The sequence below is a fragment of the Lentzea sp. JNUCC 0626 genome (assembly GCF_043632865.1).
Lineage (GTDB): Bacteria > Actinomycetota > Actinomycetes > Mycobacteriales > Pseudonocardiaceae > Lentzea.
In genome coordinates this window covers 5,612,962-5,639,483 of the sequence record NZ_CP171635.1, presented here as the reverse complement: position 1 = coordinate 5,639,483, position 26,522 = coordinate 5,612,962, and the positions used below count along the sequence as shown (strand labels likewise).

Here is a 26,522-nt window from a genome sequence, read left to right as displayed (position 1 = left end):
AGCCTAGCGGATGGCCCAGAGGGGCCGCGAACCGAGGGTCAGGTTCCGAACTTCACCCAGTTCACGCTCACGTACGGCGAAGGCTGCCCGCTCGTGAACGTCACGTACACGTCGTGCGTCCCGGTGATGTTCGAGATGTTGGCGGGGATGGTTCTCCACGCGTCCCACCCACCGGTGTTGCCGACCGCGATCGACCCGACGGGCGTGGCCGTGCGCGACCCGAGCCGCACCTCGACCAACCCGCTCACGCCACCACCGGCACCCGACGCCACGCGGGCGTAGAACTGCCGGGCCGGACCCGAACCGAAGTTCACGCCGGAGAACTTCAGGTAGCCGCCGTTCGCGATCTGATGCACGCCCGAGCCACCATCACCGGGCGCAACGGAGCCGCCGGACCGCTCGGACGCGTTCTCCGCCTGCAGCTCGTTGTACGCGGAACCCCCACCGCCGGGGTTCGACGTCGTGGTCGTAGTGGTGGTGGTCGGGACAGTGCCACCAGCCGAGAAGACCGCCACGTAGTCCACGACCATCGAGTGCCCGGATTGCGTGGCCGCGACAGGGGTCGGCTGGTTGTTGTTGAGCGCGTTCGGGAACGCGCCGCCCATCGCGAGGTTGAGCAGGATGAAGTGGCCGGCGTGCGACGTCATCGCGTTCCACACGTTCACGCCGACACGAGCCTGCGTGACCTGGTGGAACGACTGGCCGTCGACGAACCACGTGAACGTCTTCGCGGCGTCGTCCCACTCGAAGCGGTACGTGTGGAAGGCGCTCTGGCACGACGAACCGGGGCACGCCCGCGAGTTGCCGATGCCGGTGAACTCGCCGCAGGCACCGCCGGGGGCGACGTCGCAGTGCAGCACGCCCCACACCGAGTTGATGCCGTTGACGTTCTCCATGATGTCGAACTCGCCGATGCCCGGCCAGTTCCAGTAGTTGCCGCGGTAGGGCGAGCCGAGGGTCCAGAACGCCGGCCAGTAGCCGAGCGCGGCCTCGCCCGACACGTTCGGCATCTGGATGCGGCCCTCGATGGCGAGCTTGCCGCCCGCCGGTGGCTTGAAGTTCGAGCGCTGGGTCTCGATGCGCGCCGACGTCCAGTTGCCCGCGCCGTCCTTCAACGCGGTGATGCGCAGGTTGCCGTTGCCGTCGAGCTTCAGGTTGTTGGTGCTGTTCGTGTAGTTCTGGATCTCGCCGGTGCCCCAGTTGGCAGGTCCGCCGGGGTAGCCGTGGCCGGTGTCGATGATCCAGTTGGCGCTCGACGGCAGCGATCCGTTCGAACCGTTGAAGTCGTCACCCCACACCTGCGTCCATCCCGCAGCAGGGGGTGGGATCGAAGCGTTGGCGGACATGGCGGCGATCGCCAGGGGTACCGCAGCAATAAGAGCTGTCGTGGCCGCGAGGATGCGGCGGCGTTGCCTCATGCGCGAGTGACCTCCTTGTCACGGGTGCAGTCCACTTATGAGAGCGCTCTCACGGTGCAAGAACAAGCGCCCGTTCGGACTAACGGAACAAATCGCGCCCAGGTCGTGTCCGGCGAGTTCGTCAGGTGACAGGCGCGGGCGAGCGACCCGGAGGCAGTGCCGCCGCCGTGCCCTCATACCGGGCGTATTCGGGCGTGGCGGCGGTGCTGTCTCCGGGGCCCTCGGTCGCTACTGTCGCCCGACGAACTCGCCGGACACGGCCTAGGTTGCGGATCGTCTCGTTTGGACTTACTTCGCGTCGGCGTAGCAGGTCACGGGCACGGCGTTCATCGGGAACCGCACGGCCGTGTCACCGAACAGCAGCCGCGTCGCCTCACGCCCGGCATCGGCGATCGCCTCGATCACGGCGTCGGCGTCCTCGCGAGGGCAGTGCACGAGCACCTCGTCGTGCTGGAAGAACACCAGGTGCGCGTCCGCGGGCAGGCGAGTGCGCAGCACGGCCAGCAACGCCGCCGTCCAGTCCGCCGCGCTGCCCTGCACCACGAAGTTGCGGGTGAACCGCCCCCAGTTGCGCGCCGCCTGCCGCGACGAGCTCGACACGTTCCCCGAGTCGTCGGCGCCGCCGGTCAGCTCCTGCCAGGCCGCGGACGGCGTCGGCGACGTGCGCCCGAGCCGCGTGCGCACCATCCGCCCCTGCTCGCCGGCCTGCGCGGCCGCCTCGACGTAGCCGACCGCGACGGGGAAGCGTTTGCGCAGCACGGCGAGCAACGGTCCGGCCTCGCCCGAGGTGCCGCCGTACATGGCCGAGAGCATCGCGATCTTCGCGCGCGGCCGTTCGCCCTTGAACGAGTCCTCGGCCAGCGCCGCGTAGAGGTCGTCGTCCGTGCACACCTCGATCAACCGCGAATCCCCTGACAGGGCAGCGAGAATCCGCGGTTCCAGCTGGGAGGCGTCCGCCGCCACGAGGCACCAGCCGTCGTCCGCGATCACGGCCTGCCGCATGAGCCGGGGGATCTGCAACGCCGCCCCGCCGCGCGACGCCCACCGTCCGGAAACCACGCCGCCGACGACGTAATCCGGCCGGAACCGTCCCCCGGACACCCACGCGTCGAGCCACGTCCAGCCGTGCGCCACCCACAGCCGTGCGCGCTCCTTGTAGTCCAGAAGTGGTGCGACAGCGGGATGATCGACCTTCTTCAACACCCACCGCCGCGCCGACGGCACCTCGATGCCCGCCCGCGCGAACGCCTTCACGATGCTCGCCGGCGCGTCCGGGTTGAGCTCGCGCCCGCCGAACGCCTCCTGGATCTGATCCGCCAGCGCCTGCAACAACTTCGGCCGCTGACCCGGCGCCGGACGAGGTCCGAGCACCTCCTCCAGCAACCGGTTGTGCACGTCCTCGCGCCACGGCAGGCCGTGGAACGTCATCTCCGCCGCCACCAGCGCCGAGGCCGACTCCGCCGCGACCAACAGCCCCAGCACCGGATTCCGTTGCTGGGCGCGGAAAACCAGCGACAACGCCGCCAGCGGATCGGTGTCGCCCGGCAGCACCACCGGCTCCGGCCCGAACAACATCAGCGCGTCGTCCTTCTTCGGCGGCCCGACGTCCGCCGGCGCCTCGACGCCCAGCACCCGCGCCAACGCCCCGGCGAGCTCCTTCGGCTCCCGGTGCCGCCCCTCCGCGCCGAGCAGCAACGACTCGGTCAGGTGCAGGTCCCAGCACCGGTCGACGCGCACCCCGGCCGCGAGCAGCAGGGGGTAGATCTCGGACGTGTCCGCCCACACCCAGCGCGGCCGATGGGCGCGTTCCAGCGACGCGACGGCGGAGGCCAGCGACGAAGCCGACATGACAGGCCCCGCCGCGGTCCCGTCGTCGTTCAGCTTCTGCCACCGACCCGCACCGTCGCCCTCGGCGACCAGAGCGACCAGCACACCCCGAATTGTGCCGACAGGGTCTGACAATTTCAGTCCAGGCTGAACTGGAAACGTTTGCAGCCTGGTCGGGGAGCTAGCCGTTGGACGTTCTCCAAGCCAGTAGGCGTTGGGGTGAAAGAAAAACAGGAAAAGACCACGATGGTGTGGTCTTGCTACCCCTGGCCTGACCTGCGACCGACTATGAAGGAGTGGACCGAGCACTCAGCGTCGCCGCGTTGCTGGATCCCACCCATCAGGTGGTCCCCTTTCACGGCAGAGAATCCGAACTGCGCACACTCATGCGGTGGCGCGACAGTCCGGCGCCCCAGGCCTCTCTGCTGCTGCACGGCGCTGCCGGTGCGGGCAAGACCAGGCTCCTCAAACACTTCGCAGAGGAGCACTGGGACGACGACGAGCACGGCAGGCTGCTGCTGATCGACGACGCCGACCGCCTCCCGTGGCAGGACGTCTTCCTGCTCCTGCAGGAGACGCTGCGCGGGGGTCCGGCGCGCACGCGGGTGCTGCTGGCGGCGCGGACCACGGGCTGGTGGTGGTCCTCCACCCGGCAGCGCATCGCGGACTTCGACCACGAGGTCACCGACCTGGAACTCCCCGGCACGCTCGACGACAGAGCCGAGTCGTTCACGCTCGCCTGCCAGCACTTCGCGAAGCAGCTCACGGTCACCGCGCCGGACGAACCGCCACCCAACATCGCCGACGAGACGGTGCTCGACCTGCACATGGCCGCGCTGACGGTCGTGCACGGCGACCCGTGCGACGTGAACCGCACCCAGCTCGTCCGCCAGCTGCTCAAGCGCGACGACGGCCGCAAGACGGGCCGCATCGCCGAGGACTACCTGGCCGTCGCGACCCCGGCCACCCCGGACCCGGACCTGCTGGCCCGCGCCACCGAACGCTGGCCGCAGCTGCGCCCGAAACTCGACGAGCTGATCACCGGCGAGCCCGAGGTCGTGCACGACATGGCCCGCGACAGCCTCCGCATCGCTGCGGAGACGGGCTCAACGGCGACGCTGGAGACCATCGCGCGCAAGGTGTTCCGCGACGAGCGGTTCGCCACCGACGCCCTCGGCTCGATCCTCACCCGCCGCCTGCTCGACCGCGCCACCGACGTCCTCGACCGCGCCGAGATGTACGGCATGCTCAGCGCCCGCACGATGGTGTGCGGCCTGCGCCAGGAGTCCGTCGACGCCTCCCTGGCCGAGGTCGAGTGCTACCGCGAACTGGTCGAACAGGACCAGGAGAACCGGCCGCTGCTCGCGGACGCGCTGGGTGACCTGGGTCTGCGGCTGATCAACGCCGGGCGCATGGGTGAGGTGCTCGAGGTCTCCGAGGAGGCGATCGACCTCTGGCGTGAGATCGCGCTCGCCGATCCGGAGAGCACCCCGCAACTCGCGTCCGCGCTGGAGCAGATCAGCTACCGCTACCAGGCGCTCGGCCGCGACGAGGAGGCCACGGGCGCCATCAGCCACGCCACGTTGCTCTTCCAGGAACTCGCGAAGGGCCACCCGGCGCTCTTCCGCGCCGACTTCGCGCGGGTCGCCGCCGTGATGGCGCACCGCTTCCAGTTCGAGGGCAACCGGCAGCACGCGGCCGACTCGATGCAGCTCTCCATCGCGAACTGGCGGGTGGTCGCGCAGGAGGACCCGAGGTTCGAACCCGAACTCGCGCGGAACCTCGTCGCGGCGGGCACCATGTTCGTCGACCTGGGGCGGGCCGGTGCCGCGAACGAGGCGCTCAAGGAGGCCGTGGACCTCTTCCGCCACCTCGCCGTCGCGCACCCCGAGACGTTCGGCAAGGACCTTGCCGACGCGCTGGTCCGCCGCAGCCAGGCGTTGCTCGAACTCGCCGACGACGTCGACGCCGCCCTCACCGCGCGCGAGGCCGTCATGCTCTGGCGCGAGACGGGGGACCGGGCGGGCCTGGCCGGCGCCCTGCTGAACGTCGCCAAGGTCGTCGGCGACGTCGACGCGGCGGTGGAAGCCGTTGCCGTGCAACGAGAACTGACCGAGGAAGACCGGGTGCGCCACCAGACCGGACTGGTGGTCGCCCTGACGGCGCTGGTGGACCAGCAACTCCTGCGCGACCAGGACGAGGAGGCGTTGCGCACGGCGGACGAATGCCTCGACCTCTGTCAACGCCTGCCGCACCAGCTCGTCGAGTACTTCGGCACGACTTTGGCGCCACCACTGCAGAACACGGCCCGAGCACTGTCCGATGCGGACCACCACGTCCGTGCGGTGCGGATGTCCGCGTTCAGCGTCGAGGTCTGCGCGGCACTGCGCACGAAGACGGCCCCGACGGTCTACCTCTCGGCGCTGCAACGGTACGTGTGCCGCCTTCGCGCCGCGGAACGCCGGGAAGAAGCGCGCAACACCGCCCACACCGCCGTCGTGCTCTGGCACCTGTCCGGCGTCGAACCGAACGTCGACTACGCGGACCTGGTGACGATCTACGGCATGCTCTGCGCCGAGACGAAGTTCCAGACGGCCAAAGCACTCCGGCTCACCCACCACGCGGCGGAGATCCTCCGCGAGGCAGGTGAGCCGGTGAAGCTGCGGTTCGCGCTGGAGACCGCGGCGGAGCTCAGCTCTTCGTGAGCAGCGAACGCACGAAGAACGCCACGTTCGCCGGACGCTCGGCCAGGCGGCGCATGAAGTAGCCGTACCACTCGTCGCCGTACGGGACGTAGACGCGCATCCGGTTGCCCTCGGCCGCGATGCGGCGCTGCTCCTCGGGCCGGATGCCGTACAGCATCTGGAACTCGTAGGTGTCCTTCGAGCGCGCGGCGGCCAGGTCGGCGGCGATCGCGATCAGGCGCGGGTCGTGCGAGGCCACCATCGGGTAGCCGTCGCCCTCCATCAACACCTTCAGGCAGCGCACGTACGACAGGTCGACCTCGTGCTTGTCCTGGTACGCAACGGAAGCGGGCTCCTGGTACGCGCCCTTGCACAGCCGCACGCGCGATCCGGCGTACGCGAGGTCGCGGCAGTCCTGCTCGGTGCGGTGCAGGTAGGCCTGCAGCACAGCGCCCACCCACGGGAAGTCCACCCGCAGCTCACGCAGGATGCCCAGGGTGGAGTCCGTGGTGGTGTGGTCCTCCATGTCGAGCGTCACGGTCGTGCCGACGACAGCTGCGGCGGCACAGATGCGCCGGGCGTTCTCCAACGCGATCTTCTCGCCGTCGACGGCCAGCGACTGCCCGACGGCCGACAGCTTCACCGACACCTCGGCGCCCTCGGTGAGCCCGGACGACTCCAGCCGCGCCAGCAACGTCAGGTACGCCTCGACGGTGGCGTTGGCCTGCGACTCCTCGAAGGTGTCCTCACCGAGGTGGTCCAACGTCACCAGACGCCCGTCCGCGAGCACCTCGGCGGTCGCGTGGATCGCGGAGGAGACATCGGCACCGGCGACGAACCGCTCGACGACGGGCCGGGTCAGCGGCGTCGACTCGACGAGCTTGCGGGCGCTCGCGTTGCGGGCCGCGAAAAGAAGGCTGGAGCGCAACATAGTTCACGTCCTCAGGGTGTGAAAGGTGAGAGGAACGTCCAAACGCTTGTGGCACATGGACGTTCCCCTCACTCAGGAGGGCCGGATCTAGCCCTGGTGCGGGTGGAGGTGGTTGGTGGGCGCCGCGAAGGTCTCCTTGATGGAGCGCGGGCTGACCCAGCGGAGCAGGTTGTGGACCGACCCCGCCTTGTCGTTCGTGCCGGACGCGCGGCCGCCGCCGAACGGCTGCTGGCCCACGACGGCACCGGTGGGCTTGTCGTTGACGTAGAAGTTGCCGGCGGCGAACCGCAGCTCTTCCTGCGCGTGCGCCACGGCGGTGCGGTCACGCGAGATGATCGAACCGGTCAGACCGTACGGAGCCGCGCTCTCCATCTGCTTGAGCACGGTCAGGTAGTCGGCGTCCTCGAAGACGTGGACCGCGAGCACCGGACCGAAGAACTCGGTGGTGAACACGGAGTTCGTCGGGTCGGTGCCGAGCAGCACGGTCGGCCGCACGAAGAAGCCGTCCGAGTCGTCCGCCGTACCACCGGCGGCGATCTCCAGCGAGGAGTCGGCGCGAGCGGCCTGGAGCACGCCCGACAGCTTGTCGAACGAACGGCGGTCGATCACCGCGCCACCGAAGTTCGAGAAGTCGGTGACATCGCCGTAGGTCAGCGCGTCGACCTCGGCCAGGAACTGGTCCTTGATCTTGTTCCAGACCGAGCGCGGCACGTAGGCGCGCGACGCGGCGGAGCACTTCTGACCCTGGTACTCGAACGCACCGCGGATCATCGCGACGCGCAGCACGTCCGGGTCGGCCGACGGGTGGGCGAGGATGAAGTCCTTGCCGCCGGTCTCGCCGACGATGCGCGGGTACGAGCGGTAGTTCGCGATGTTCGCGCCCACCTGCGCCCACAGCCGCTGGAACGTCGGGGTGGAGCCGGTGAAGTGGATGCCCGCGAGGTCGGGGGAGGCGAGCGCCACCTCGGACACCGCGAGGCCGTCACCGGGCAGCAGGTTGATGACGCCGGGCGGCATGCCCGCCTCTTCCAGCAGCCGCATGGTGAGGTGCGCGGCGAACGACTGGGTCGGCGACGGCTTCCACAGCACGACGTTGCCCATCAGCGCGGGCGCGGTCGGCAGGTTGCCGGCGATCGCGGTGAAGTTGAACGGCGTGATGGCGTAGACGAAACCCTCGAGCGGACGGTGGTCCGTGCGGTTCCAGACGCCGGGGGAGGAGATCGGCTGCTCGGCCATCAGGTTGCGGGCGAACTGCACGTTGAAGCGCCAGAAGTCGATCAGCTCGCAGGCCGAGTCGATCTCCGCCTGGATCGCGGTCTTCGACTGGCCGAGCATCGTCGCGGCGTTCAGCGTCTGCCGCCACGGACCGGCGAGCAGGTCTGCGGCGCGCAGGATGATGGCCGCGCGGTCGTCGAACGACATCGCGCGCCACGCCGGGGCAGCCTCGCGGGCCGCGCGCAGGGCATCGGTCGTGTCCTGCTGGGTCGCGCCGGCGAGCGTGCCGAGGACCGAGCGGTGGTTGTGCGGCTGCACGACGTCGAACCGCTCGCCGCCACCCATGCGCTGCTCGCCACCGATGGTCAGCGTCAGGTCGAGCGGCTCCTTCTGGAGTTCGACCAGCTTGGCCTGCAGTTCGGCGCGCTCCGGGGTACCGGGGGCGTACTGCAGGACCGGCTCGTTGACCGGGGCGGGAACCTGGGTGACCGCGTCCACTCGCAACTCCTTCTGGGCTTGTTCGGTACGCAAACCGTAAGTCCGCGCGACCTCGCCACCGTTGTGCGAACCGCCAAGATTCACCAGGTCAGATGTACGATCGGACAGGTTATGAGTCTTCGGCACATCCTGATCGCACTCGGTGATCCACTCGTGGAACTCCAGGTCGCCCCGCTCGGCCTGGAGGTCGACGTGCGCGACGTCGTGATCATGGATCCGGACGACCCGCCCGATGTTGCCGCAGGTGACCTCGCGCTGCTGATCGGCGCACGGGGCCGGGCCGCGTTGCCGCTGATCAGGGCTGCCGGACGAGCGAAGGCCGCCGCCGTGGCCGTCAAGGAGTCGTCGCAGGCTCTCGAACAGGCCGCGACGGACGCGGGCGTGGCGTTGCTGGAGGTCAGACCCGAGGTCCGCTGGGGTCACCTGGAGTCGCTCGCCAAGGGCGTCCTCAGCACGACCACCGACGACGGCGAGGTGCTCGGTGACCTGTTCGCGCTCGCGCAAACGATTGCCACGCTGACCGGCGGCATCGTCAGCATCGAGGACACCGCGAGTCGCGTGCTCGCCTACTCCCGCTCGTCCGACGAGGTCGACGAACTGCGCCGGCTCTCGATCCTCGGCCGTCAGGGCCCCGAGCCGTACCTCAAGATGCTGCGCGAGTGGGGCGTCTACAACCTGCTCCGCTCCGGCGAGGAGGTCGTCCGCATCGACGAACGCCCTGAGCTGGGCATCCGCCGCCGCATCGCGGTCGGCATCCACGCGGGGCAGCAGCCGCTCGGCACGATCTGGGTGCAGGAGGGCGACCAGCCGCTGACCGAGCAGGCCGAACGGGCGTTGCTCGGCGCCGCCCGCGTCACCGCCCCGCACCTCATCCAACAGCGCAACCAGCCCACGTCGAGGTTCCGCGAGAACCTCCTCGCGGCGTTGCTGACCGGCCGGATGGACGCCGCCACGGTCGCGGGCCAGATCGGCGCCGACCCGAAGAAACCCTGCGCCGTCGTGGTGTTCGCGGTGCGCAGCAGCGAGGGCGACCGCAGCGAACACGAACTCCGCCGCGCCGAGATGACCGGCCTGATCTCCGTGCACGCGGCGGCGTACCGGCGCAGCGCCCTGGTGAGCGAGTCGAACGGCCGCACCTACGTCCTGCTGCCGGACCTCGCCCCAAACGCCCAACTCTTGAGCCTTACACGCGAAATCGTCACGACTGCACGCCGTCACCTGCACACGGCCGTGCAGGCCGCAGTGGGCTCCACGGTGTCCACTCTGGACGACGCGCAGATCTCCCGGCAGGAGGCCGAACGCGTGCTGGACGCGATGGCCCGCGACCTCGACGCCGAGGTGGCGACGCTCGCCGACGTCCGCTCCCAGGTGCTGGTGAGCGAGATCCTGGCGTTGTTGCAGGACAATCCGCGCATCCGAGACCCGCGGATCGACGCCTTGGACCCCGAACTCGCGAAGTCGTTGCTCGCCTACCTCGACGCGTTGGGGGACGTGCGCGCGGCGGCAGACCGTCTGCACGTGCACCCCAACACGTTGCGGTACCGGCTGAAGCGCATCGACCTCGACCTCGACGACCCGCTCGTCCGGCTCATCGCCCAGCTTCAGCTGAGGATGCGGTAGAGCAACGCCCGTTCCGCGATCGTCCAGGTCGTGGTCGTGAGCAGGTACAACCCGGCGGCCAGCGGCAGGTAGGCCGCGACCAGGATCGTCCCGTACGGCAGCACCTTGAAGAGCCCGGTCATGAACCCCGGCTGAGGTGTCGTGGTCATCCGCGACTTCTGCCACTGCACGGTCAGATAGGCGACCACGGCGAGCAGCCCGAACAACGCGAAGAACACCCACGCGAAGCCGGTCGTGAAGTGCGAGCCGAGCGAGATGCCGAACAACGTGCCTTCCAGCAACGGGTTCGGCGTCGTGACGACCTGGTAGATGACCATGAAGAACGGGACCGTGGCGAGCATCGGCAGCATGCCCGCGAACATCGAGACGCCGTTCTTCTTGTAGATCTTCTGCGACTCCTCGGAGAGCCGCATCAGATCCTTGCCGTACTTCTTCTGCAGCTTCTGGATCTCAGGCGCGAGCTTGGCCTTGGCCTTCTCGCCGCGCACGGCCGCGCGGTAGAAGGGGTGCAGCACGAGCCGCACGACGATGGTGAACAGCACGATGGCGAGCGCGGGCATGCCGAAGCTCGCCAGGGCAGCGCCCAGGTCAGCGAACAAGGGAGTGGTTCTCCGTCTTGAGTTGGGGATCCTGCGGACGTGTCAGAACGTCCGGCATCCCGGTGCTCGGGGACGGGCTTTGCCTGCTGCGTCAGGGTTTCGCAGCCTCAACTGGGCTGATCGCCTGGCTCGTTCGCGGATCGAGAGCGACCGCGCCGGTGCCACCGACAGCGGCACCAGCGCGACGACCACGATCAAGGCGAGGGCGAGCGCGGTCACGGCCGCGACGACCTCGGTCGGCGACGAGAACAACGTGAAGGCGTAGAGGGCAGGCAGGAAGACGGCGAGCAGCAACATCGCTCGCGTCTTGGTCTCCGGCCGCCACATGCCCTGCAGACTACCTGCGCCGAACGGGAATCGGGGCGGTCTGCAGCAGAGTGCCTGCTACGTCATACAACCGAACCTGCTGAGGCTTGCCCAGGCTGGGCCACCACGTGACGATCCAGCCGTTGCCGAGGCTCGCGGTCACCTCCATCCCGTCCTCGGTGACGACGATCGCCTTGCCGACCTTCGGGCTCACCCGGCCGGTCAGGACGGTCGTGCTGGTGCCGGTGTCCACCTCCGTGATGCCGACCTGCGGGGCGAAGTCGGCGAACAGGCGGTCGCCGAGCGGCTCGCGCTCCTCGACTTCGCCGTGGGCGTTCAGGCCGACGCCCTGCGGTGTGCCGTAACACAGCGCCTCGGACTGCGGAGCGGCGAACACCAGCATCGTCATGGCGCCGCGCTGGTCGGTGACCGCCAGCTCACGCGGGCCCGGCCAGACCGGCAGCCCTCCCGCCGCGCGGTCCGCGTCCATCCGGTCGAGCGACTTCGTGCACGCCGCGATCATGGGGCCCAGGTCACCGGGCGCCCTCGGTTCGGCCGACCACGCGGCGGCGTCCTGGTTCGTCGGGGTCCACAGCAGCAGAGTCACGGCGACGGCGGCCACGAGCACCGTCGCGGGCACCGTGAAGCGCCACCAGCGGCGGGACGGCTTCGCGTCGATCTCGTTGAGCAGCGCGTGCTTGCGGGTCTGCAGCCGCAGCGGGTCGAGCTGCGGGATCTCGGGGGTGATGTTCACAGCGCCTCCTCCACCAGTGCGCCGCGCACCACGCGCTGCGCTCGTGCGAGTCGGGACTTCACCGTGCCGAGCGGGATGCCGAGCACCTGCGCGATCTGCACCTGGCTCAGGTCCGACCACGCGGACATCTCCAGCACCTCCCGATCCCCGGCGGGCAGCTTCTCCAGTTCCGCGATCACCGCTCGTGTGCGCGCCTCCGCGTCCACGCGCCGTGCGACGTCATCGGCGTGGTCGTCGTCGGCGTGCTGCGGCGGAACCTTGCCAAGCGCGGCCTTGTAGCGCGTGCGAGCACGTTGATGGTTGCGGGTGACGCCGAGGGCGACGGTGTACAGCCACGGCAGCAGGGACTCCTCGACCTCCACGGACTTGCGCTTGCGCCAGGTCTCCAGGAACACCGCGGACACCAGGTCCTCGGCGACGGACCACGTGCCGGTGCGGCGCAGGCAGTAGGCGAACACGGCCTGGGCGTGGCGTTCGAACAGCAGCCCGAACGCCTCGCTCGCACCTGCCCGGACCTGCGCCCACAGTTCTTCGTCGGTCACGGACCCTCCTCTCTGCCCCGCCTATGTCCGCGGGAGGAGAGTCGGTTCACGACTCGACCAGGCCCGGCCGTTCGGGGTGGTCGTAGCGCACGAAGAGGTCGGCCGCCGGGTCGTAGTCGTCGAACGCGGGCAGCGTCCACTCCTCGGTGGTCTTGCGCTTCAACGCACCGGGGGAGAGCCACAGGTGGACCGTGAGTTCTGAGGGCAGCCAGCGGTCGAGCATCAACGTGCCGTCGACCAGCACGACGCCGTTCTCCGGCACGTCGACGTACTCGGCGCGGCTCGCCCGGTCGGTTGCCGCGTTCCACAACGAGGGCAGCAGCCTGCCGTCCATCGCCGGGTCGAGGACCTCGCGTTGCAGACCCTTGTAGTCGAACCAGTCGTGCCGGTACGAGTACGGGTCGGTGCGGCCGTGTTCCAGCCGCACCGAAGCCGGGCGCAGGAAGTCCTGAAGGGACACCCGCTGCACCGCGCGACCCAAGGCGCGCAACGGTTCCACGACGGCGTCCGCGAGCTTGGCGGGATCGGCCGCGGGCGCGCCGTCGACCAGCACGCGCACCCGTCCGTCGAGCTCCGACACCTGGTCGACGATCACGGCGACGAGCGCGTCGAAGGTCAGCGGCCGAACCTTCACCGCCAGTCCACTGATGGCTGCCAGCCGGCCCAGGCGGTGTCCCACCAGATCTCGCCGGACGCCAGCATCTTCTCGATCTTGAGGCCCTCCGCCCTGATCTCCTCGGCCTCCTGCGCCGAGTACTTGCCGGACGCGACCTGCTCCTCGAACTCGTCGAGATCGCGCTGCTCCCAGGTGCCGTCGGGCGCGAGGGTGTAGTCGAGCGCGTGGTCGAGGGTCTCGAAGCCGTCCTCGACGCGGCGGTAGGGCGCCTGGAGGTTCAGGTAGTAGTTGCCGAACGCCCGGTCGTCGCCCTTCCAGAACAGGTCGACCGAGTAGGCGTCCAGCGGGCGGTGCAGCATCAGCTTGCCGTGGCCGCGCCAGAAACCGCGTTCGGGCTTGTCCCACGGGTGCGGGTGGTGGTGGTCGGGGTAGGTGAGCCGGGTGCCCGGTTCCACGAACACCGCGAGCAGGCCCGGCTCGTCGACGATCACCCTGGTGGGCATCTCCGACCAGACCTTGCCGTGCAGCACCTCACGCCGCACCACGATCTCACCCGGCGTGAACGACCTCATGCGGAGAATTTACGTGATCACGCTCCGCCGCGTCCTCGGCCAGCATCTTCCGCTTGAGCGGCGGCACGGCGTTCGTCACGCGCAGGAACGTCCGCTGGAACGCCGCCGCGACCCGTCCGATCACGGGCTTGTGGACCAGGCTGCGGCCGTCCATCATCTCGCGCGACGCCTCCACGGCGTGGAAGCCGTACTCGACCATCTCCCGCTCGTACTCGCCGATCGCCTGCACGGCGTCACGACCCTGGTGGGCCTCGACGAGCCTGCGGCACAACAACTCCGCGTCCCGCAGCGCCGTGTTCGCGCCGATGCCGCGGCCGGGGGTCATGAGGTGCACCGAGTCGCCGATCATCGTGACGTTGCTCGGTTCCCACGGCTTCAGGCGCTCGGACGTGCGGACCCTGATCTGGAACACGGTTTCCGGCGTGGCACCGGCGAACAACGCGCGCAGGTTCGGGTGGAACTTCGGGGTGAGGTTCAGCACGACCTGCTTGAGTTCGGCCTGGCTCATGCCCTTCATGTCCGGGAACTTGTCGTGTGAGGCCGCGTAGCCCCACATGATGTAGTCGTCCTCGACGCCCGTGCCGTCGAAGCGCATGACGTGCACGATGACGAACTCGCCCTGCGGCCCGAACAGCAGCGTGATGCCGCCGTCGGCCAGGGGTGGCAGCAGTTGCACGTTCTCGTCGGTCATCGGCAGCTTGCCCGCGATCGACGTGATGCCGGTGTCGACCACCCCGGCGTGCGGCAGGCGCTGGCGACGCACCTTCGACTGCGCGCCGTCCGCGCCGACCAGCACGTCACCGGTCTCGGACGTGCCGTCGTCGAAGAACGCGGTGACCGTGCCGTCGTCGTTCTGCGTGTAGTGCGTGAACGTGCGGCCGAACCGGACGACGTCGTCCAGGCCGTTCAGCAACGCCGTGCGCATCGCGATCCGGCTCACGGACTTCTCGCTGCGGCTGTCGTCGAGGTCCGTCGCGATGTCGCCGACCAGCAGTTCCTTGTACTTCTCGGTGCGCATCACTATGTGTTTCGGCGGCCGGGCCGTGGTGCGGACGAACTCCGCGAACACCTCGGGCGGCAGGCAGCTGTGCAGCGCCTTGCTGCCGTCCGGGCTGATCCCGACCCGGTAGCCGATCAGCATGCTGCGCGGCGTGCGGTCGCGTTCGAACAACGCCACGTCCACGCCGGCCTTCTTCAGACCGTGCGCCAGGCACAGACCCCCGGTCCCCGCTCCGATGACGAGCACGCGCATGACAAGCTCCCCTCACCAAGTCTCTTAGCAAGGAAGATATTCAGTTTCTGAGAGTCTTGTCAATCGTCCTGACTGAGCCTCCGCAGCCGGGCGGTCGCGAGGGCGAGCCGGACGTCGTCCGCCGGCAGCAGCTTGACCAGCTGTTCCAGCACCTCGACGTCGTGTTCGCCGGAGTCGGTCTGGGTGAACGTCCACAGGGCGTTCGCGTCGCCGCGCTGCAGGGCCGCCTTGCGCACGCCGGTCGCGAGGTCGTCGCGTTCGGCCAGCACCACGGGAGCCTCGGAACGGCGCAGCAGCGAGCCGCGGTACCGGCTGGTGGCGAGCGGCACGTCGCCGTTCTGCAGGGCCGTGCGGACGCCGAGGAAGTCCGTCTCGACGTCGGCGGTGAGGCGGTAGGGCCTGGTCGCGAGCACGTCGGTGCCGAGTTGGGCGCGCAGCCTGTGCAGCTCGGCGCGCACCGTCGTCGGGTTGCCGCGCTCGCCGTAGAGGTGCAGGGCGAGCTGGTCCGCGGTCAGCCTGCCCTGGAGGGTCAGCGCGCAGAGGATCTCCGCGTGCCGCAACGAGATCGGCACCTCGCGGCCGTCCAGCACGACCTTGGGCTCGGGCAGCAGGAACGACAGCGACAGCATCCGGCGCCGCACGTGCCGTTGGCGTGGAATGCGCAGCAGGTAGCCGTTGGCCAGGGGTTCGAGCAGCGCTTCCCGGCCGTCCGGCAGCTCGACGCGGTCCCTCGACACGTCCACGCGGGGCGGCAGCAGCCCGTACGGCTCGACGGCGACGACCCGGCCCGTCGGGCTGAGCAGTGCGCCAGGTTCGCCGCGCAACGCGATGAGGTGCCGCATGTTGCGCGCCCGCAGTTCCTCGTCCTGGGCGTGCATCCGGACGAGCATCTCCGACTCGGCGAGGCGGGCCGATGCCGAGACCAGCGCCACCATCGAGGGATGCACGGTCTCGATCGGGCCGCTCAGGTCGACGACCCCGATCGTGGTGCCCGTGTCGGGGTCGCGGATGGGGCTCGCCGCGCAGGTCCAGTGGTGGTAGGTCCGCACGAGGTGCTCGGCCGAGTGGACCGTGACGGGGGCGTTGGTGGCGAGCGCGGTGCCCATGCCGTTCGTTCCCGCCGCACGCTCTGACCAGAGCGTTCCCTCCGCGAGGCCGACGTCTTCAGCGCTGCCGCGGGTGTCCTTGGAGCCCTCGCACCACAGGATGTGTCCCTGGGCGTCCGCGACGATCATGATGTGCTTCGCCTCCTCGGCGAAGCCCAGCAGGGTTTCTCGGAGAATCGGCAGCGTCGGGTGCAGCGGGTGCCGTTCGCGCAGGTCGGACAGTTCGTCCGCGGCGAAGACGGTGGGGGCCGTGTGCAGGTCGGGATCGACGTTGGCGGCGAGTGACCGTTGCCACGACGCGGAAATCACTGAGCGTGGCGAATTGACCGTGCGAGTACCACTCAACACGGCATCTCTGACTCGACTCAGCAACAGTGCGTGTTGCCCGGGTTCGTGGGTCACTGATCCATCCACGTCTTGCAACGAGCATGCAACGTTCTGCTGCCTACTTTCTCATTTCTCCCACCCCGTCCAGCCGGTGGGCACCTTTTTGGCAAGGAATTTCGGCGAGGAGTCGACATGACGCAGTACGCGGCACCGGGGCAGTCCGGCAGCGTGGTCGCGTACCGGGCGAGGTACGACCACTTCATCGGCGGCGACTACGTGGCGCCCGTGAACGGCGAGTACGTCGAGAACGTCACGCCGGTCACCGGCGAGGTGTTCACCGAGGTCGCCCGCGGCACCGACGCCGACCGCGCCCGCGCGCTGAACGCGGCCACCGGCGCCGCGCGCGCGTGGGGCAGCACGACGGCCCGCGAACGCGCCACCGTGCTGTGCGAGATCGCGGACCGCGTCGAGGAGCACTCGACCGAACTCGCCGTCGCCGAGACCTGGGACAACGGCAAGCCGGTCCGCGAGGCCCTGGTCGCCGACCTGCCGATGCTGATCGAGCTGTTCCGGCAGTACGCCGCGATCATCCGCACCGAGAACGGCGAGATCGAGCAGCTGGGCCGCCAGGCCGTCGACTACCGCTCGTTCCAGCCGCTCGGCGTCGTGCACGAGCGCATCTCCTGGGCGTTCCCGCTGATGAACGCCTGCCGCGTGCTCGCCCCCGCACTGGCCGCCGGCAACGCCGTGGTGCTGGAGCCCGCCCTGCAGACCCCGGCCTCGATCCACGTCCTGCTGGGCGTGATCGCCGACCTGCTGCCGCCCGGTGTCGTCAACGTCGTCACCGGCTCAGACGACCACCCGGTGGTGGCCGGGCGGTGTCCGAACATCTTCTTCTCGGACGTTCTGGCACAGCGCGACAACTTCCTGGACAAGGCCCTGGAAGGGTTCGCGATGTTCGCGGCCAACCAGGGCGAGATCCCCACGGCGCCGTCCCGCGCGTTGATCCAGACCGCCGTCTACGAGGAGTTCCTGCACCTCGCGACCGTCCGCACGCAGTCGCTGCGCCTCGGCGACCCGCTCGACACGGACACCATGGTCGGCGCCGTCGTGAGTCTTGCGCAGCGCGATCGAGTTCTTGCGTACGTCGAACGGGGCAAGGCCGAGGGCGCACGCCTGGTGCTCGGCGGCGAGGCCTCCGGCCACTACGTCCAGCCGACGATCTTCGAAGGCGACCACCGCTCCGCCGTGTTCGCCGAAGAGTTGCTCGGCCCGGTCGTCTCCGTGACGCGCTTCGACGACCGCGACGACGCCGTGAAGATCGCCAACGAGGCCGCCACCCAACTCGGCGCCGGCCTCTGGTGCCGCGACCTCGTGCTCGCGCACAACGTCGGCCAGGACCTGCGCGCCGAGCGGGTGTGGGTCAACAACTACTACGCCTACCCGGCGAACACCGCCGTGCTCGCCGAGTACCGCCGCGTCAAGCACCTGGTCGTCAGCTACTCGGACCGGGGCCAGGGCTACTTCTAGTTCCTGGTCACCCCTTCTGGGTCACTTCTTCCAGGGCACCTGCGGGCTCGCGTAGAACCCGATCCCCTGGACCTTCCACCGCGGCGCCTGCGCACCCAGCCGCGGTGCGAACCGGTCCCAGTTGTGGACGCTCGCCTGGGCCCAGCCCAGTTCGGCCGCCACCGGGAGCCTCGGGAAGGCCATGTACTCGATGTCCTGTGAGGTCTTGATGGTCTCGGTCCACAGTGGAGCCTCTACGCCGCGGACGTTCTGTTCCGCCACGCCCTTGAGGTATGCGCCGGGGTTCCAGCTGTAGGAGTCCTTGACCTCGACCAGGCCCGCCCAGTCCAGGCCCAGCTTGGTGTTCTTGTCGTACTTCATGTCGAGGTAGATGCGGTTCGCCGGGGACATCAGCACCTTGTTGCCGCGCTTGGCCGCTGCGGCCACGTTCTCGTCGGTGGTCGTGGTGCCCCAGAACTGCGGGATCGTGCTGGTGTCCTTGGTGGTCTTGACGAACTCGTGCCAGCCGACCGTGGTCTTGCCGTACTTCTTCACGAGCGGCAGGGCCCGGTTCATGAACGTCTGGTAGTCGGCGTCCGGCGTCGACAGCGCCTCGTCACCGCCGATGTGGAGGTACGGGCCCGGCGTGATGGCGGCTACCTCCCTGATCACGTCCTCCACGAACTTGTACGTGATCTCCTTGTTGATGCACAGCGAGCTGAACCCGACCTCGGTCCCGGTGTAGAGGGGGCGCTTCTTGCCGTCGCAGTTCAGTTCGGCGTAGCTGGCCTGGGCGGCGTTGGTGTGGCCCGGCACGTCGAACTCGGGGATCGTGGTGATGCCCCTGGCCGCGGCGTAGGCGACCAGGTCCTTGTACTGGTCCTGGGTGTAGAAGAGCTTGCCGGTCCGGCCGCCCACCTCGGTGCTGCCGCCGATCTTCGTCAGTTCCGGCCAGCTCTTGATCTCCAGGCGCCAGCCCTGGTCGTCGCTCAGGTGGAGGTGGAAGTAGTTGATTTTGAACGCGGCGATCTGGTCTATGTAGCGCTTTACCTGGTCTGGCGTGAAGAAGTGACGTGAGACGTCCAGCATCGCGCCTCGGTGGTGGTACCTGGGGTGGTCGAGGATGCTGGCGCCTGGGACTTGCCAGGGGCCCTGCTGTTTGGTCTTGGCTTCTGCTTTTGCTGGCAGGAGTTGCCGCAGGGTTTGTACGGCGTTGAAGTGGCCTGCTGGGGTGTTGGCGCGGATGACCACCTGCTTGGGGGTCACGTCCAGTTGGTAGCCCTCTGGGCCCGTTTTCGGGTCTGCGCCTGAGGTCAGGACTATGCCGTCGCCTTGGACCGTGTCGGTGATCGGCAGTGCGTAGCCCGTGCTTGGGCGGAGGATGCCTGCCAGCAGCTCGGCCGGTTGCCTGGCATCCGGGGTGGAGAGTTGGATCTTGGCTGTTGCGGTCAGGGTGAAGGTGATCTCTGGGCGGGGTTGGAGCTGGGCCGGTTGGGGGACCAGTTCCTGCAGGGTGGTGGCGGGGGCCGCCGCTGCTGTTTCGGTCACCAGCGCTCCTGATCCGGCGATCAACAGCGCTGCTAGCGCTGCTTTGAGTTTTGTGGTCACGCCGTCCGTCCTCCTGTGGTTCTGGGGGTGCGGGGGCGGCGTTCAATCACCGTTTCAGGGGGTGTGGTGGGTGTCAAGGTTTAGACCAATTTCGGGGGCCTGCGCCTGGGGTCCGTAGGTGGTCTTGTTGGGTTGGCGGGTTCGCCTTGCGTGCGTTCCCTGGGGCTCTGCCCCAGACCCCGGCAATCTGATCAGGGGGCCAGCGCCGCTCGCGGGTTGATGGCACGCCTGTTTGTGTTGGGCGGCTGCCGGTTGCGTTGTTGGTTGCGTTGGCGGTGGGGTCCCATCACAAGTCGAGCCAAGAGCGGGCCACACCAGAGCAGGGGTGTCAAACGGACGAAAAGCGTGTCCGTTTGACACCCCTGCTCTGGTGCAGCAAGTGCTGTGGCGCGACTCGTGATGGGACCCCACCGCCGAAGCCTCTTGGCTAAGAGCAAAAGCAAAAGCCAAGAGCACCTCGGCTTCGCCGTCGGGTCGGCTCGCCTTCGGCTTCGCGTTCCGTTTGGCGTTTCTTGATCGCCTTGGCTGTCAGACCCCGTCTGTACGTTGGGTCGCGGGGGAGCCGAAATCAGAGGGGACCTCTGCGTCAGCCTGCCTCGGTGCGTTAGAGGTGTTCCTTGCTCAGCTTTTGCCACAGGGCTGGGAGTGCTGCCTCCGTCTTGTGCGCCAGTTCCACTTCCTGGCCGTACAGGAGGCCGAAGGTGAAGCCGTTCTCGTCTCCCCGGCCCAGCTCCAGCAGCACTGGTCGTGCCACGACCGAGTCCTGGTGGTCGCCCAGCAGCGTTTGGACGTCCTTCGCGCGCTTGCGGAGGGCCTTGGCGTGCTTGCCCAGCGCGGGCTCTGCCACCTCGGCCGAGTAGCGCAGGCGCTTCGCTGCCTTGCGGGCCTCGTGCAGTGGTTCGTCGCTGTCGGTTGTGGCCAGCGCGTCCTGTACGCGTGCGTCCAGGCGGCGGCGGGCCTTTTCCGCCAGGCGCGGCAGGACTTCCCGGGCCTTGCCCGAGGCGGCGTTGGTTAGAGGAGGGGCGGCTAGCAGCGTGTCGATTGCGGTGAGGAGGTCGAAGTAGCGCGCGCTGTCCAGTGCGGCTACGGAGTCCTTGTGCGCCTTGGCTTCCAGTGGTGCGAAGTGGCGGGTCAGGCGGGCCGCCACGTCGCCCAGGGCCAGTTCTGGTGGTAGGGCGTGGAGGCCGTCGGTGAAGCGCATGCGGAGTACCTCTAGATCGCGCGCGGTGCCCAGGACTGAGGCCAGCCACTTGAGTTCGTCGGTCAGGGCGCGGGTTTCGGCGCGGTCGACGATCTTGCCGAAGGATTGGAGGGCCGAGCGCATGCGGCGGGTGGCCACTCGCATCTGGTGGACCGCGTCGTCCTCGTTGCGGCGGACTCGCGGGTCCTGGTTTTGAAGTGCTGCGCGTTGGTCGTAGAGGTAGGCGAGGACCACTTCGCCTGCCGTGGACTTCTTGCCGATGGTGGGGCCGGAGTCGCGTTTGACGCCGATCACCTGGGAGAGCTTGGACTTCGAGGACGACGGGTGGATGCCCGCGTCGCCCAGGTGGCGTTCCACGGTGTCGAGGAGGTCGCGGTCGCCGCTCTCGCCGAGCTCTACCTCGATCTCGCGCCACGAGGTCGTTGTGGTCGAGGAGCCCATCGTTTGGGCGGTGACTACGTCGTCGACGACCTCGGCGAGCATGTCGCCGTCGCCGTTGGTGAGTTGCCAGCGGCGGCGGTTCGTGCGGATCTCGGCCACCGGGGTCAGGGTGTCGCCTCGGGTGTGTGCGCGGACCAGGGAGGAGAGGTCCTTCGGGGGCTTCTTCGTCGCGCGGCCCAGGGGGACGCGGAGTTCCAGCCGTGAGTCCTCGCCTGCCGGGAGTTTGAGGTGCCAGCCCTCGTCGGTGCCGCCCACGCGCCTGCGCAGGGTGACGCCGGCGCGGGCCAGGCGGTAGTCGTCGGTGTCGAAGTACGTGGCTTCGAGGTCGAACTCTTCCGGGCCGGTCGCCACGCCGGTGATCTCTGTGAGGTCCGGCAGACTCGCGTCCGATGGTGCCTCGTACTTGCGCTCGGTCTCAGTAACGGAGGTCGCCATCTCCTATTAATACCTCGTTTCGGGACGATTCACCCCTGTTGTGACGGTCTGTGAGGGGTCGTGCCACGGGTGGGCGGAACGTCGTCCCTAATGCGTGCATTCGGTGCCTGCCCGCTGTTGTGGTGTGCGTGCGTCCGGTTCGCTGGTCGCGTGCCCACGGAGAAGGAACGGCTCGACGTGGTCGAGCCGCAGGTCGCCACGTTGATCAGTCACGTCGGTCAGCTCACGGCCGAGCTCGAACGTGTCACGGCTCGGCTGACCGTGCTCGAACGGCGGTTGTCCGGCGCGGGTGACGGGCCGCTCGCCGACCTCGACGCCGTCAGCGGGGACGTCGAACCGCTGGTCGAGGCGTTGCGCAAGGCGTGGGACGCGGAACAGGAGATCCTCGCCGACCCGGCCCGCGTCGAGCTGAAGCAGGAGGTGCTCGAGTTCGACGGCCTCAAGGCGCGGCGCGACGACGCCAGGTCCAAGTTGGACGGTGGGCGGGTGCCGCGGTTCGAACGGGACGCGCTGTCGCACGAGGTGCGGCAGATGGAGTGGCTGATCAACGCCAACGAACCCAGCGCGCAGCGGGCCGCCGAACGGCTCGAGGCCGACGAGGACGCCGGTGGTGAGGAGTGGCGCACCGAGGCCGTGCTCGCCGGGGGCAAGGCCCGCGGCGAGATCAAGGACGCCGCCGCGCGCCGCATCTCCGAGGCGCTCGGGCAGTACGCGCGCATGCCCGTGTGGTTCCGGGTCGGCCTCGGCGAGATCCCGACGCCGGACCCGTCGTTCTGGCTCGAGTCGGCGATCGCCGTGCTCGCCTACCGGCTGGAGTACGGCGTGACGGACGCGGTGTCGCCGCTCGGCACGACGCCGTCCGCCTCGTCGGGCAGCGAGAACTGGGTGCGCCGCACGAACGTCCACGCGGACATCACCGACCGGCTCACGACGCTGGCCGCGACGTTCCACCTCCAGTAGTCCCGCGCTGATAGCGGAACGAGCCGCCCACCATCGTCGCGAGCACCGGGATCTCCGCGATCGCGTCGCTGGTGCGCGGGTCGTCGCCGAGCACCACGAGGTCCGCGAGCTTGCCCGGCGTGAGGCTGCCCAGCACGTGCTCCTTGCGGCACGCGTAGGCGCTGCCGAGCGTGTACGCGTGGATCGCCTCCTCGACCGTGATCGCCTCGTCCGGACCGACGGACCGGCCGCCGGACGAGCGCCGATTCACCATGAAGTCGATGGCGCGCAACGGTGCCCCGTCCGCGACCGGCCGGTCCGAGCTGCCCGCGACCGTGATGCCGTGGTCGAGGAACGCCGCCCGCGGTACATCCACGGTGCCCGCTCCGCGCCCATGATCTCGCTGTAGTCGTCGCCGTACGCCCACAGGAACGCCGGCTGGATCACCGGGACCACGCCGAGCGCGGCGATCCGGCTCAGCTGCTCGGGACGGACCAGACCGCAGTGCTCGATCCGGTGCCGGGTGTCGGCGCGCGGCCGTTGCCGCTGCGCTTCTTGGAGCGCGTCCAAGGTGAAGTCGACGGCCCGGTCGCCGATCGCGTGGATCGCGAGCTGCCACCCGGCGTGGTGCGCGTCGACGATCGCCGCCCGCATGGACTCCTCGGGCTCAGCCAGCTGACCGGAGTTGTCGGTACCGGCGTAAGGCGCGGACAACGCGGCGGTGCGCGCCATCATGCCGCCGTCGGTCCACAGCTTCATGGCCCCCAACGACAGCATGTCGTCGCCGAACCCGGTGTGCAGACCTAGGTCGATCGCGCGCGGGATCCCGTCGGCCGGGTCGGCGGTGACGTCGCGCAGGACGTGCGCGGACACCATGAGCTGCACGCGGATCGGCAGCTGCGCTCGCTGGTAGGCGGCGGCTTCGAGCGGGCTGCTGGCGATCAGACCCGCGCCGATGCCCGCCTCCGCGCACATCGTGACGCCCTCGGAGAGCACCTGCTGTGCGCTCGTGTGCAGCTCGTCGGCGATCTCGTCGAGTGAGTAGGGGAGACGCAACGTGCGCGCGGCCAGCTGCTCGTTCTCGGTCAGCCACCCGTCACTCGTGATCTCCGGAAGCTGGTGCAGCACAACGGAGTTCACGACGCACGCGTGCCCGGAGAGGTCCGCGACGTAGACCGGCCTGCCGTCGCTGATCCGGTCGAGGTCGGTGGCGGTGAGCGGGCGGTCCATGATCCGCCGGTCGTAGCCGGACGCCTCGATCCAGCCCGTGCCCGGTGATCGGGTGAGCCGGTCGAGGACGCCCTCGACCGTCGTCACGCCGGTGATGTCGGTGGTGCGGCGCCCGTTCCACGCCAGGTGCGTGTGGGCGTCGATGAAACCGGGCAGCACCACGGCGCCGCCCAGATCGACGGTCTCGGCGGCCGGGAGGTCCGCGACGTCGGAGTCCAGCCCGGCGATGCGGCCCTGCCAGATGCCGATCGTGTGCGCGGCGGGGCGGGCCGGGTCCATCGTGAGGGCCCGGCAGCCCGTCAGCTTGAGGTCGAGTCTCACCTGATCACGATGCCCGGTGCGGGAGTGTTCGTCAGCACGAACGCCATGATCGACCATGCGGATCACGGGCCGGGTGACCGCCCCGTGATCCGCATGGTCGATCATTGCCGCATGAATCGCGCGGCGGTGACGTCACTGGTGGTCTTCGTACTGCTGCTGGCAGCGGGTTGGTACCTCACGAATCTCCAGTCATCGCAGGAGAATTCGCCCACCACGCCCCCGACCACCGGGTCCGCTCCGGCCGGTTCGTCCGATCTCGGCGCACTCAAGATCGCGCCGGAGGGCAAGATGGCCGGCTACAGCCGCGACCGCTTCCCGCACTGGGCCTCGCAGGGAAACTCCTGCGACACCAGGGAGATCGTGCTGCAGAAGCAGGGCACCGACGTCAAGACGGACAAGGACTGCAAGGCCGTCTCCGGTACCTGGAACAGCGTCTACGACGGCGTGGTGATCAAGGAGGCGGGCGAGGTCGACATCGACCACACCGTCCCGCTCGCCGAGGCCTGGCGGTCCGGCGCCGACAAGTGGACCGACGAAGAGCGCAAGGCGTTCGCCAACGACCTCGGCGGCATCCAGCTGCTGGCGGTGACCGCGAAGTCCAACCGCTCCAAGGGTGATCAGGACCCGGCGAAGTGGAAGCCTCCGGTCGCGGCGTACGGGTGCACCTACGCGCAGCACTGGATCTCGGTGAAGATCACCTACAAGCTGACCGTCGACCAGGCCGAGCACGACGCCCTCGCCACGATGCTCAAAGCCTGCTAGTCAGGCCAGAAACCGGGCTTCGGGGTCGGCGTGAAGTCGATCAACCGGCTGCTGATCTTGCCGGTGAGCAGGTCGAACAGGAACGCGGTCGTCGGCCCGTCGTAGCTCTCCCACTCGGCGAACTCCGCGTCGCACCAGGTGATCGTCCACTGGTCGGGCTCGCCGTCGGTGCGCCAGAACAGGGTGCACCGACCGGCCTTGCCCCACTGCACGAGCCCGTCGAACTCGCGCGACTCGTAGACGTCGCTGAAGAAGACGTCGAGCGACTCCTCGTCCTCGACGGGTGAGATCACCTCGACGACGTGGTCGAAGACGCCGGTGCCGAACGTCCCCAGCAGTTCCTTGAAATCGCCGGGGAACGCGAACCCCACGTGCTCCTCGGCGTCGTCCCAGGACAACCCGGGTTCACGTCGCGCTTCCCACCCCAGCAGCGCGACGAGGTCCGCGTTCCTCGACAAGAGATCCCCCTCCGGTGTGCCGACGACACGGCCCGACCCCCCAGACGGGCCGCGTCGGCTTCTTCCTCTCACCCGGCCTCCCCCGAGACCGGGTCTTTCCCTACCCGACCTGAACGGACTCGAACAGGCCGGACAGCTTCCAGTGCGTCACGTACCCCATCGCCTCCGCGGCGATCAGCACGTCGAGCTTCCCCAGGTTCGTCCGCGCGGGCATCTGGTACGCCTTGCCGCGCCGCGCGTCGAGCACCATCGGCGTCGCGTCCGGCAGCGTGTCCGCCACCGTGTGCTGCAAGATCCGCAACGCCACGTTCGCCGCCTCACGCGTCAGCGGCGCCTCCTTGGTGTGCACGAGCACCGCGTACGACGTGCCGTCCTTCTTGCGCAGCCCCAGGTGCGGCCGCACCTTCAAGGTGAGCTCGCCGGCGCGGTAGGTGGCCCCCTCCACGGGCACGCCGGTCGCCTTGAACGCCCCGAGCCAGGGCAGGAACCCGTCGGCGATCTCCTCGAACGCCCGCGGCTGCCCCGTGCGGTTGGCGTTCATGATCGCCTTCTTGAGCTCGATCTCCGGCTCGGTCGAGTTGACCGCTCGTCGCATGGCGTCGCGGATCGGGTTGTAGAACCCGCACACCCTGGTGTCGGCGGCGAGGTACATCCCCCGCTGTTCGGAAACGATGTTGATGCGTCCACGCTGGCCGCTCATGACGTACTCGGTGAACGACAGTGCGGTGACGCTGACGTTGTTGTCCGGCAACGCTTTCTCCCCTCGTACCGCGAGCTTCACCTGACGTTATCGAAGGGGTCTGACAAAAATCGGCCTACGCCAAACGGAGCAACGGTTACGTATTGTTGAACATTCGCTCGAATAGGTGACACGCAGAGTTGCGACGTAGATCGCAATCGGTAAACGGACGGTGACGGACCGGGAACCGATCATGCGGATGACCGTTCGTCTGCCGTTCGCCGACGCTCACCGAACGCTCACCGCACGACCTGCCGAAGTAACACTCCGTAGAAGATCAACTCGGGAGAATGGAGTTCGTCAGGAGGAATCACGGCGAGGGAGCACGATGGCGGTAAAGGCGGAGCGTTCACCCGATAGAGCGGGTGACGTAGAGGTTCCGCAACCGCGGCAGCTGGAGAGGTGGCTGACGTCGGTCGGGCACTGGCCACACGCCGTGCAGGTGACCGTCATCCTCGTGCTGATCGCACTGCTGCTGTGGGCCATCGCCGTGACGCTCGGCCCTGACCAGGCGTTCATCGTCGGCTCCGCGGGCATCGCGGCCAAGCTGATCTGCATGTACCTCGACACCCGCGTACGCAACTAACGCCCACGCGCACCTGACAGCCGTGC

Annotated in this window: 22 protein-coding genes and 1 pseudogene; 6 read left to right on the top strand and 17 right to left on the bottom strand. The window is 68.8% G+C overall.

Annotated features, from left to right (window positions below; all coding sequences use genetic code 11):
• Nucleotides 1-38: 38 nt before the first annotated feature.
• Together JNUCC0626_RS25305 and JNUCC0626_RS25300 are read right to left on the bottom strand one after the other, a co-directional pair.
• Entirely contained in the window at nt 39-1,418 is a 1,380-nt protein-coding gene (locus JNUCC0626_RS25305) for a carbohydrate-binding protein (RefSeq protein WP_394613256.1), read from the bottom strand.
• A 288-nt stretch (nt 1,419-1,706) separates the two neighbouring features.
• A complete protein-coding gene (locus JNUCC0626_RS25300; RefSeq protein ID WP_394613255.1) occupies nt 1,707-3,350 on the bottom strand; it encodes a bifunctional 3'-5' exonuclease/DNA polymerase in 1,644 nt (547 codons plus the stop codon).
• Nucleotides 3,351-3,541: 191 nt separating this feature from the next.
• Here JNUCC0626_RS25300 and JNUCC0626_RS25295 point away from each other — a divergent pair, with 191 nt between their 5' ends.
• The gene (locus JNUCC0626_RS25295) at nt 3,542-5,950 is read left to right on the top strand and encodes a hypothetical protein (RefSeq protein WP_394613254.1); all 2,409 of its coding nucleotides are present in this window, start codon (nt 3,542-3,544) and stop codon (nt 5,948-5,950) included.
• On the opposite strand, the gene JNUCC0626_RS25290 is transcribed toward JNUCC0626_RS25295, so the two are convergent.
• Nucleotides 5,937-6,860, bottom strand: coding sequence for a proline dehydrogenase family protein (locus JNUCC0626_RS25290; RefSeq protein WP_394613253.1), 924 nt, complete (start codon nt 6,858-6,860; stop codon nt 5,937-5,939). The genes JNUCC0626_RS25295 and JNUCC0626_RS25290 overlap by 14 nt on opposite strands.
• Nucleotides 6,861-6,947: 87 nt before the next feature.
• On the bottom strand, nt 6,948-8,573 hold the full coding sequence (gene pruA, locus JNUCC0626_RS25285) for an L-glutamate gamma-semialdehyde dehydrogenase (RefSeq protein WP_394613252.1): 1,626 nt from the start codon (nt 8,571-8,573) through the stop codon (nt 6,948-6,950).
• 111 nt (nt 8,574-8,684) lie between these two features.
• Between pruA and JNUCC0626_RS25280 the strand changes: the two genes are divergently transcribed.
• Nucleotides 8,685-10,193, top strand: coding sequence for a PucR family transcriptional regulator (locus JNUCC0626_RS25280; protein ID WP_394613251.1), 1,509 nt, complete (start codon nt 8,685-8,687; stop codon nt 10,191-10,193).
• Here JNUCC0626_RS25280 and JNUCC0626_RS25275 read toward each other — a convergent pair.
• Genes JNUCC0626_RS25275 through JNUCC0626_RS25240 form a run of 8 tightly spaced genes read right to left on the bottom strand, consistent with a single transcriptional unit; the run spans nt 10,175 to nt 16,249 of the window.
• Entirely contained in the window at nt 10,175-10,792 is a 618-nt protein-coding gene (locus JNUCC0626_RS25275; protein ID WP_394613249.1) for a YidC/Oxa1 family membrane protein insertase, read from the bottom strand. The two genes, JNUCC0626_RS25280 and JNUCC0626_RS25275, sit on opposite strands and share 19 nt — an antisense overlap.
• A 42-nt stretch (nt 10,793-10,834) precedes the next feature.
• Nucleotides 10,835-11,119, bottom strand: coding sequence for a DUF6412 domain-containing protein (locus JNUCC0626_RS25270; RefSeq protein WP_394613248.1), 285 nt, complete (start codon nt 11,117-11,119; stop codon nt 10,835-10,837).
• Between the two features lie 10 nt (nt 11,120-11,129).
• Complete coding sequence (locus JNUCC0626_RS25265) at nt 11,130-11,852, bottom strand: hypothetical protein (RefSeq protein ID WP_394613247.1); 723 nt, start codon at nt 11,850-11,852, stop codon at nt 11,130-11,132.
• On the bottom strand, nt 11,849-12,394 hold the full coding sequence (locus JNUCC0626_RS25260; RefSeq protein WP_394613246.1) for an RNA polymerase sigma factor: 546 nt from the start codon (nt 12,392-12,394) through the stop codon (nt 11,849-11,851). The genes JNUCC0626_RS25265 and JNUCC0626_RS25260 overlap by 4 nt, the downstream gene beginning before the upstream one ends.
• A 46-nt stretch (nt 12,395-12,440) precedes the next feature.
• Nucleotides 12,441-13,028, bottom strand: coding sequence for a uridine kinase (locus JNUCC0626_RS25255; protein ID WP_394613245.1), 588 nt, complete (start codon nt 13,026-13,028; stop codon nt 12,441-12,443).
• A complete protein-coding gene (locus JNUCC0626_RS25250; RefSeq protein ID WP_394613244.1) occupies nt 13,025-13,582 on the bottom strand; it encodes a DUF402 domain-containing protein in 558 nt (185 codons plus the stop codon). The genes JNUCC0626_RS25255 and JNUCC0626_RS25250 overlap by 4 nt, the downstream gene beginning before the upstream one ends.
• Nucleotides 13,560-14,834 (bottom strand): FAD-dependent oxidoreductase, encoded by a 1,275-nt coding sequence (locus JNUCC0626_RS25245; RefSeq protein WP_394613243.1) that lies wholly within the window; start codon nt 14,832-14,834, stop codon nt 13,560-13,562. The genes JNUCC0626_RS25250 and JNUCC0626_RS25245 overlap by 23 nt, the downstream gene beginning before the upstream one ends.
• A 59-nt stretch (nt 14,835-14,893) precedes the next feature.
• Entirely contained in the window at nt 14,894-16,249 is a 1,356-nt protein-coding gene (locus tag JNUCC0626_RS25240; protein WP_394613242.1) for a GAF domain-containing protein, read from the bottom strand.
• A gap of 210 nt (nt 16,250-16,459) precedes the next feature.
• On the opposite strand from JNUCC0626_RS25240, the gene JNUCC0626_RS25235 reads away from it, so the two are divergent.
• Nucleotides 16,460-17,797 (top strand): aldehyde dehydrogenase family protein, encoded by a 1,338-nt coding sequence (locus tag JNUCC0626_RS25235; RefSeq protein ID WP_394613241.1) that lies wholly within the window; start codon nt 16,460-16,462, stop codon nt 17,795-17,797.
• Nucleotides 17,798-17,818: 21 nt separating this feature from the next.
• On the opposite strand, the gene JNUCC0626_RS25230 is transcribed toward JNUCC0626_RS25235, so the two are convergent.
• Nucleotides 17,819-19,384: a beta-N-acetylhexosaminidase gene (locus tag JNUCC0626_RS25230; RefSeq protein ID WP_394613240.1), complete on the bottom strand. Its 1,566-nt coding sequence runs from the start codon at nt 19,382-19,384 to the stop codon at nt 17,819-17,821.
• A 604-nt stretch (nt 19,385-19,988) separates the two neighbouring features.
• Nucleotides 19,989-21,461, bottom strand: coding sequence for a CHAD domain-containing protein (locus JNUCC0626_RS25225; RefSeq protein WP_394613239.1), 1,473 nt, complete (start codon nt 21,459-21,461; stop codon nt 19,989-19,991).
• A 150-nt stretch (nt 21,462-21,611) separates the two neighbouring features.
• Here JNUCC0626_RS25225 and JNUCC0626_RS25220 point away from each other — a divergent pair, with 150 nt between their 5' ends.
• Nucleotides 21,612-22,421: a hypothetical protein gene (locus tag JNUCC0626_RS25220; RefSeq protein ID WP_394613238.1), complete on the top strand. Its 810-nt coding sequence runs from the start codon at nt 21,612-21,614 to the stop codon at nt 22,419-22,421.
• Here JNUCC0626_RS25220 and JNUCC0626_RS25215 read toward each other — a convergent pair.
• Nucleotides 22,387-23,909: pseudogene (locus tag JNUCC0626_RS25215) on the bottom strand (amidohydrolase). The gene JNUCC0626_RS25220 and the pseudogene JNUCC0626_RS25215 overlap by 35 nt on opposite strands.
• 153 nt (nt 23,910-24,062) lie before the next feature.
• On the opposite strand from JNUCC0626_RS25215, the gene JNUCC0626_RS25210 reads away from it, so the two are divergent.
• A complete protein-coding gene (locus JNUCC0626_RS25210; RefSeq protein WP_394613237.1) occupies nt 24,063-24,713 on the top strand; it encodes an HNH endonuclease family protein in 651 nt (216 codons plus the stop codon).
• On the opposite strand, the gene JNUCC0626_RS25205 is transcribed toward JNUCC0626_RS25210, so the two are convergent.
• Nucleotides 24,710-25,171 carry a hypothetical protein gene (locus tag JNUCC0626_RS25205; protein ID WP_394613236.1) on the bottom strand — a complete coding sequence of 154 codons (462 nt, stop codon included), beginning with the start codon at nt 25,169-25,171 and terminating at the stop codon, nt 24,710-24,712. The genes JNUCC0626_RS25210 and JNUCC0626_RS25205 overlap by 4 nt on opposite strands.
• Nucleotides 25,172-25,271: 100 nt before the next feature.
• Nucleotides 25,272-25,952, bottom strand: a complete 681-nt coding sequence (locus JNUCC0626_RS25200; protein WP_394613235.1) for a hypothetical protein — start codon at nt 25,950-25,952, stop codon at nt 25,272-25,274.
• A gap of 400 nt (nt 25,953-26,352) precedes the next feature.
• On the opposite strand from JNUCC0626_RS25200, the gene JNUCC0626_RS25195 reads away from it, so the two are divergent.
• A complete protein-coding gene (locus JNUCC0626_RS25195; protein ID WP_394613234.1) occupies nt 26,353-26,496 on the top strand; it encodes a hypothetical protein in 144 nt (47 codons plus the stop codon).
• Nucleotides 26,497-26,522 lie beyond the last annotated feature (26 nt).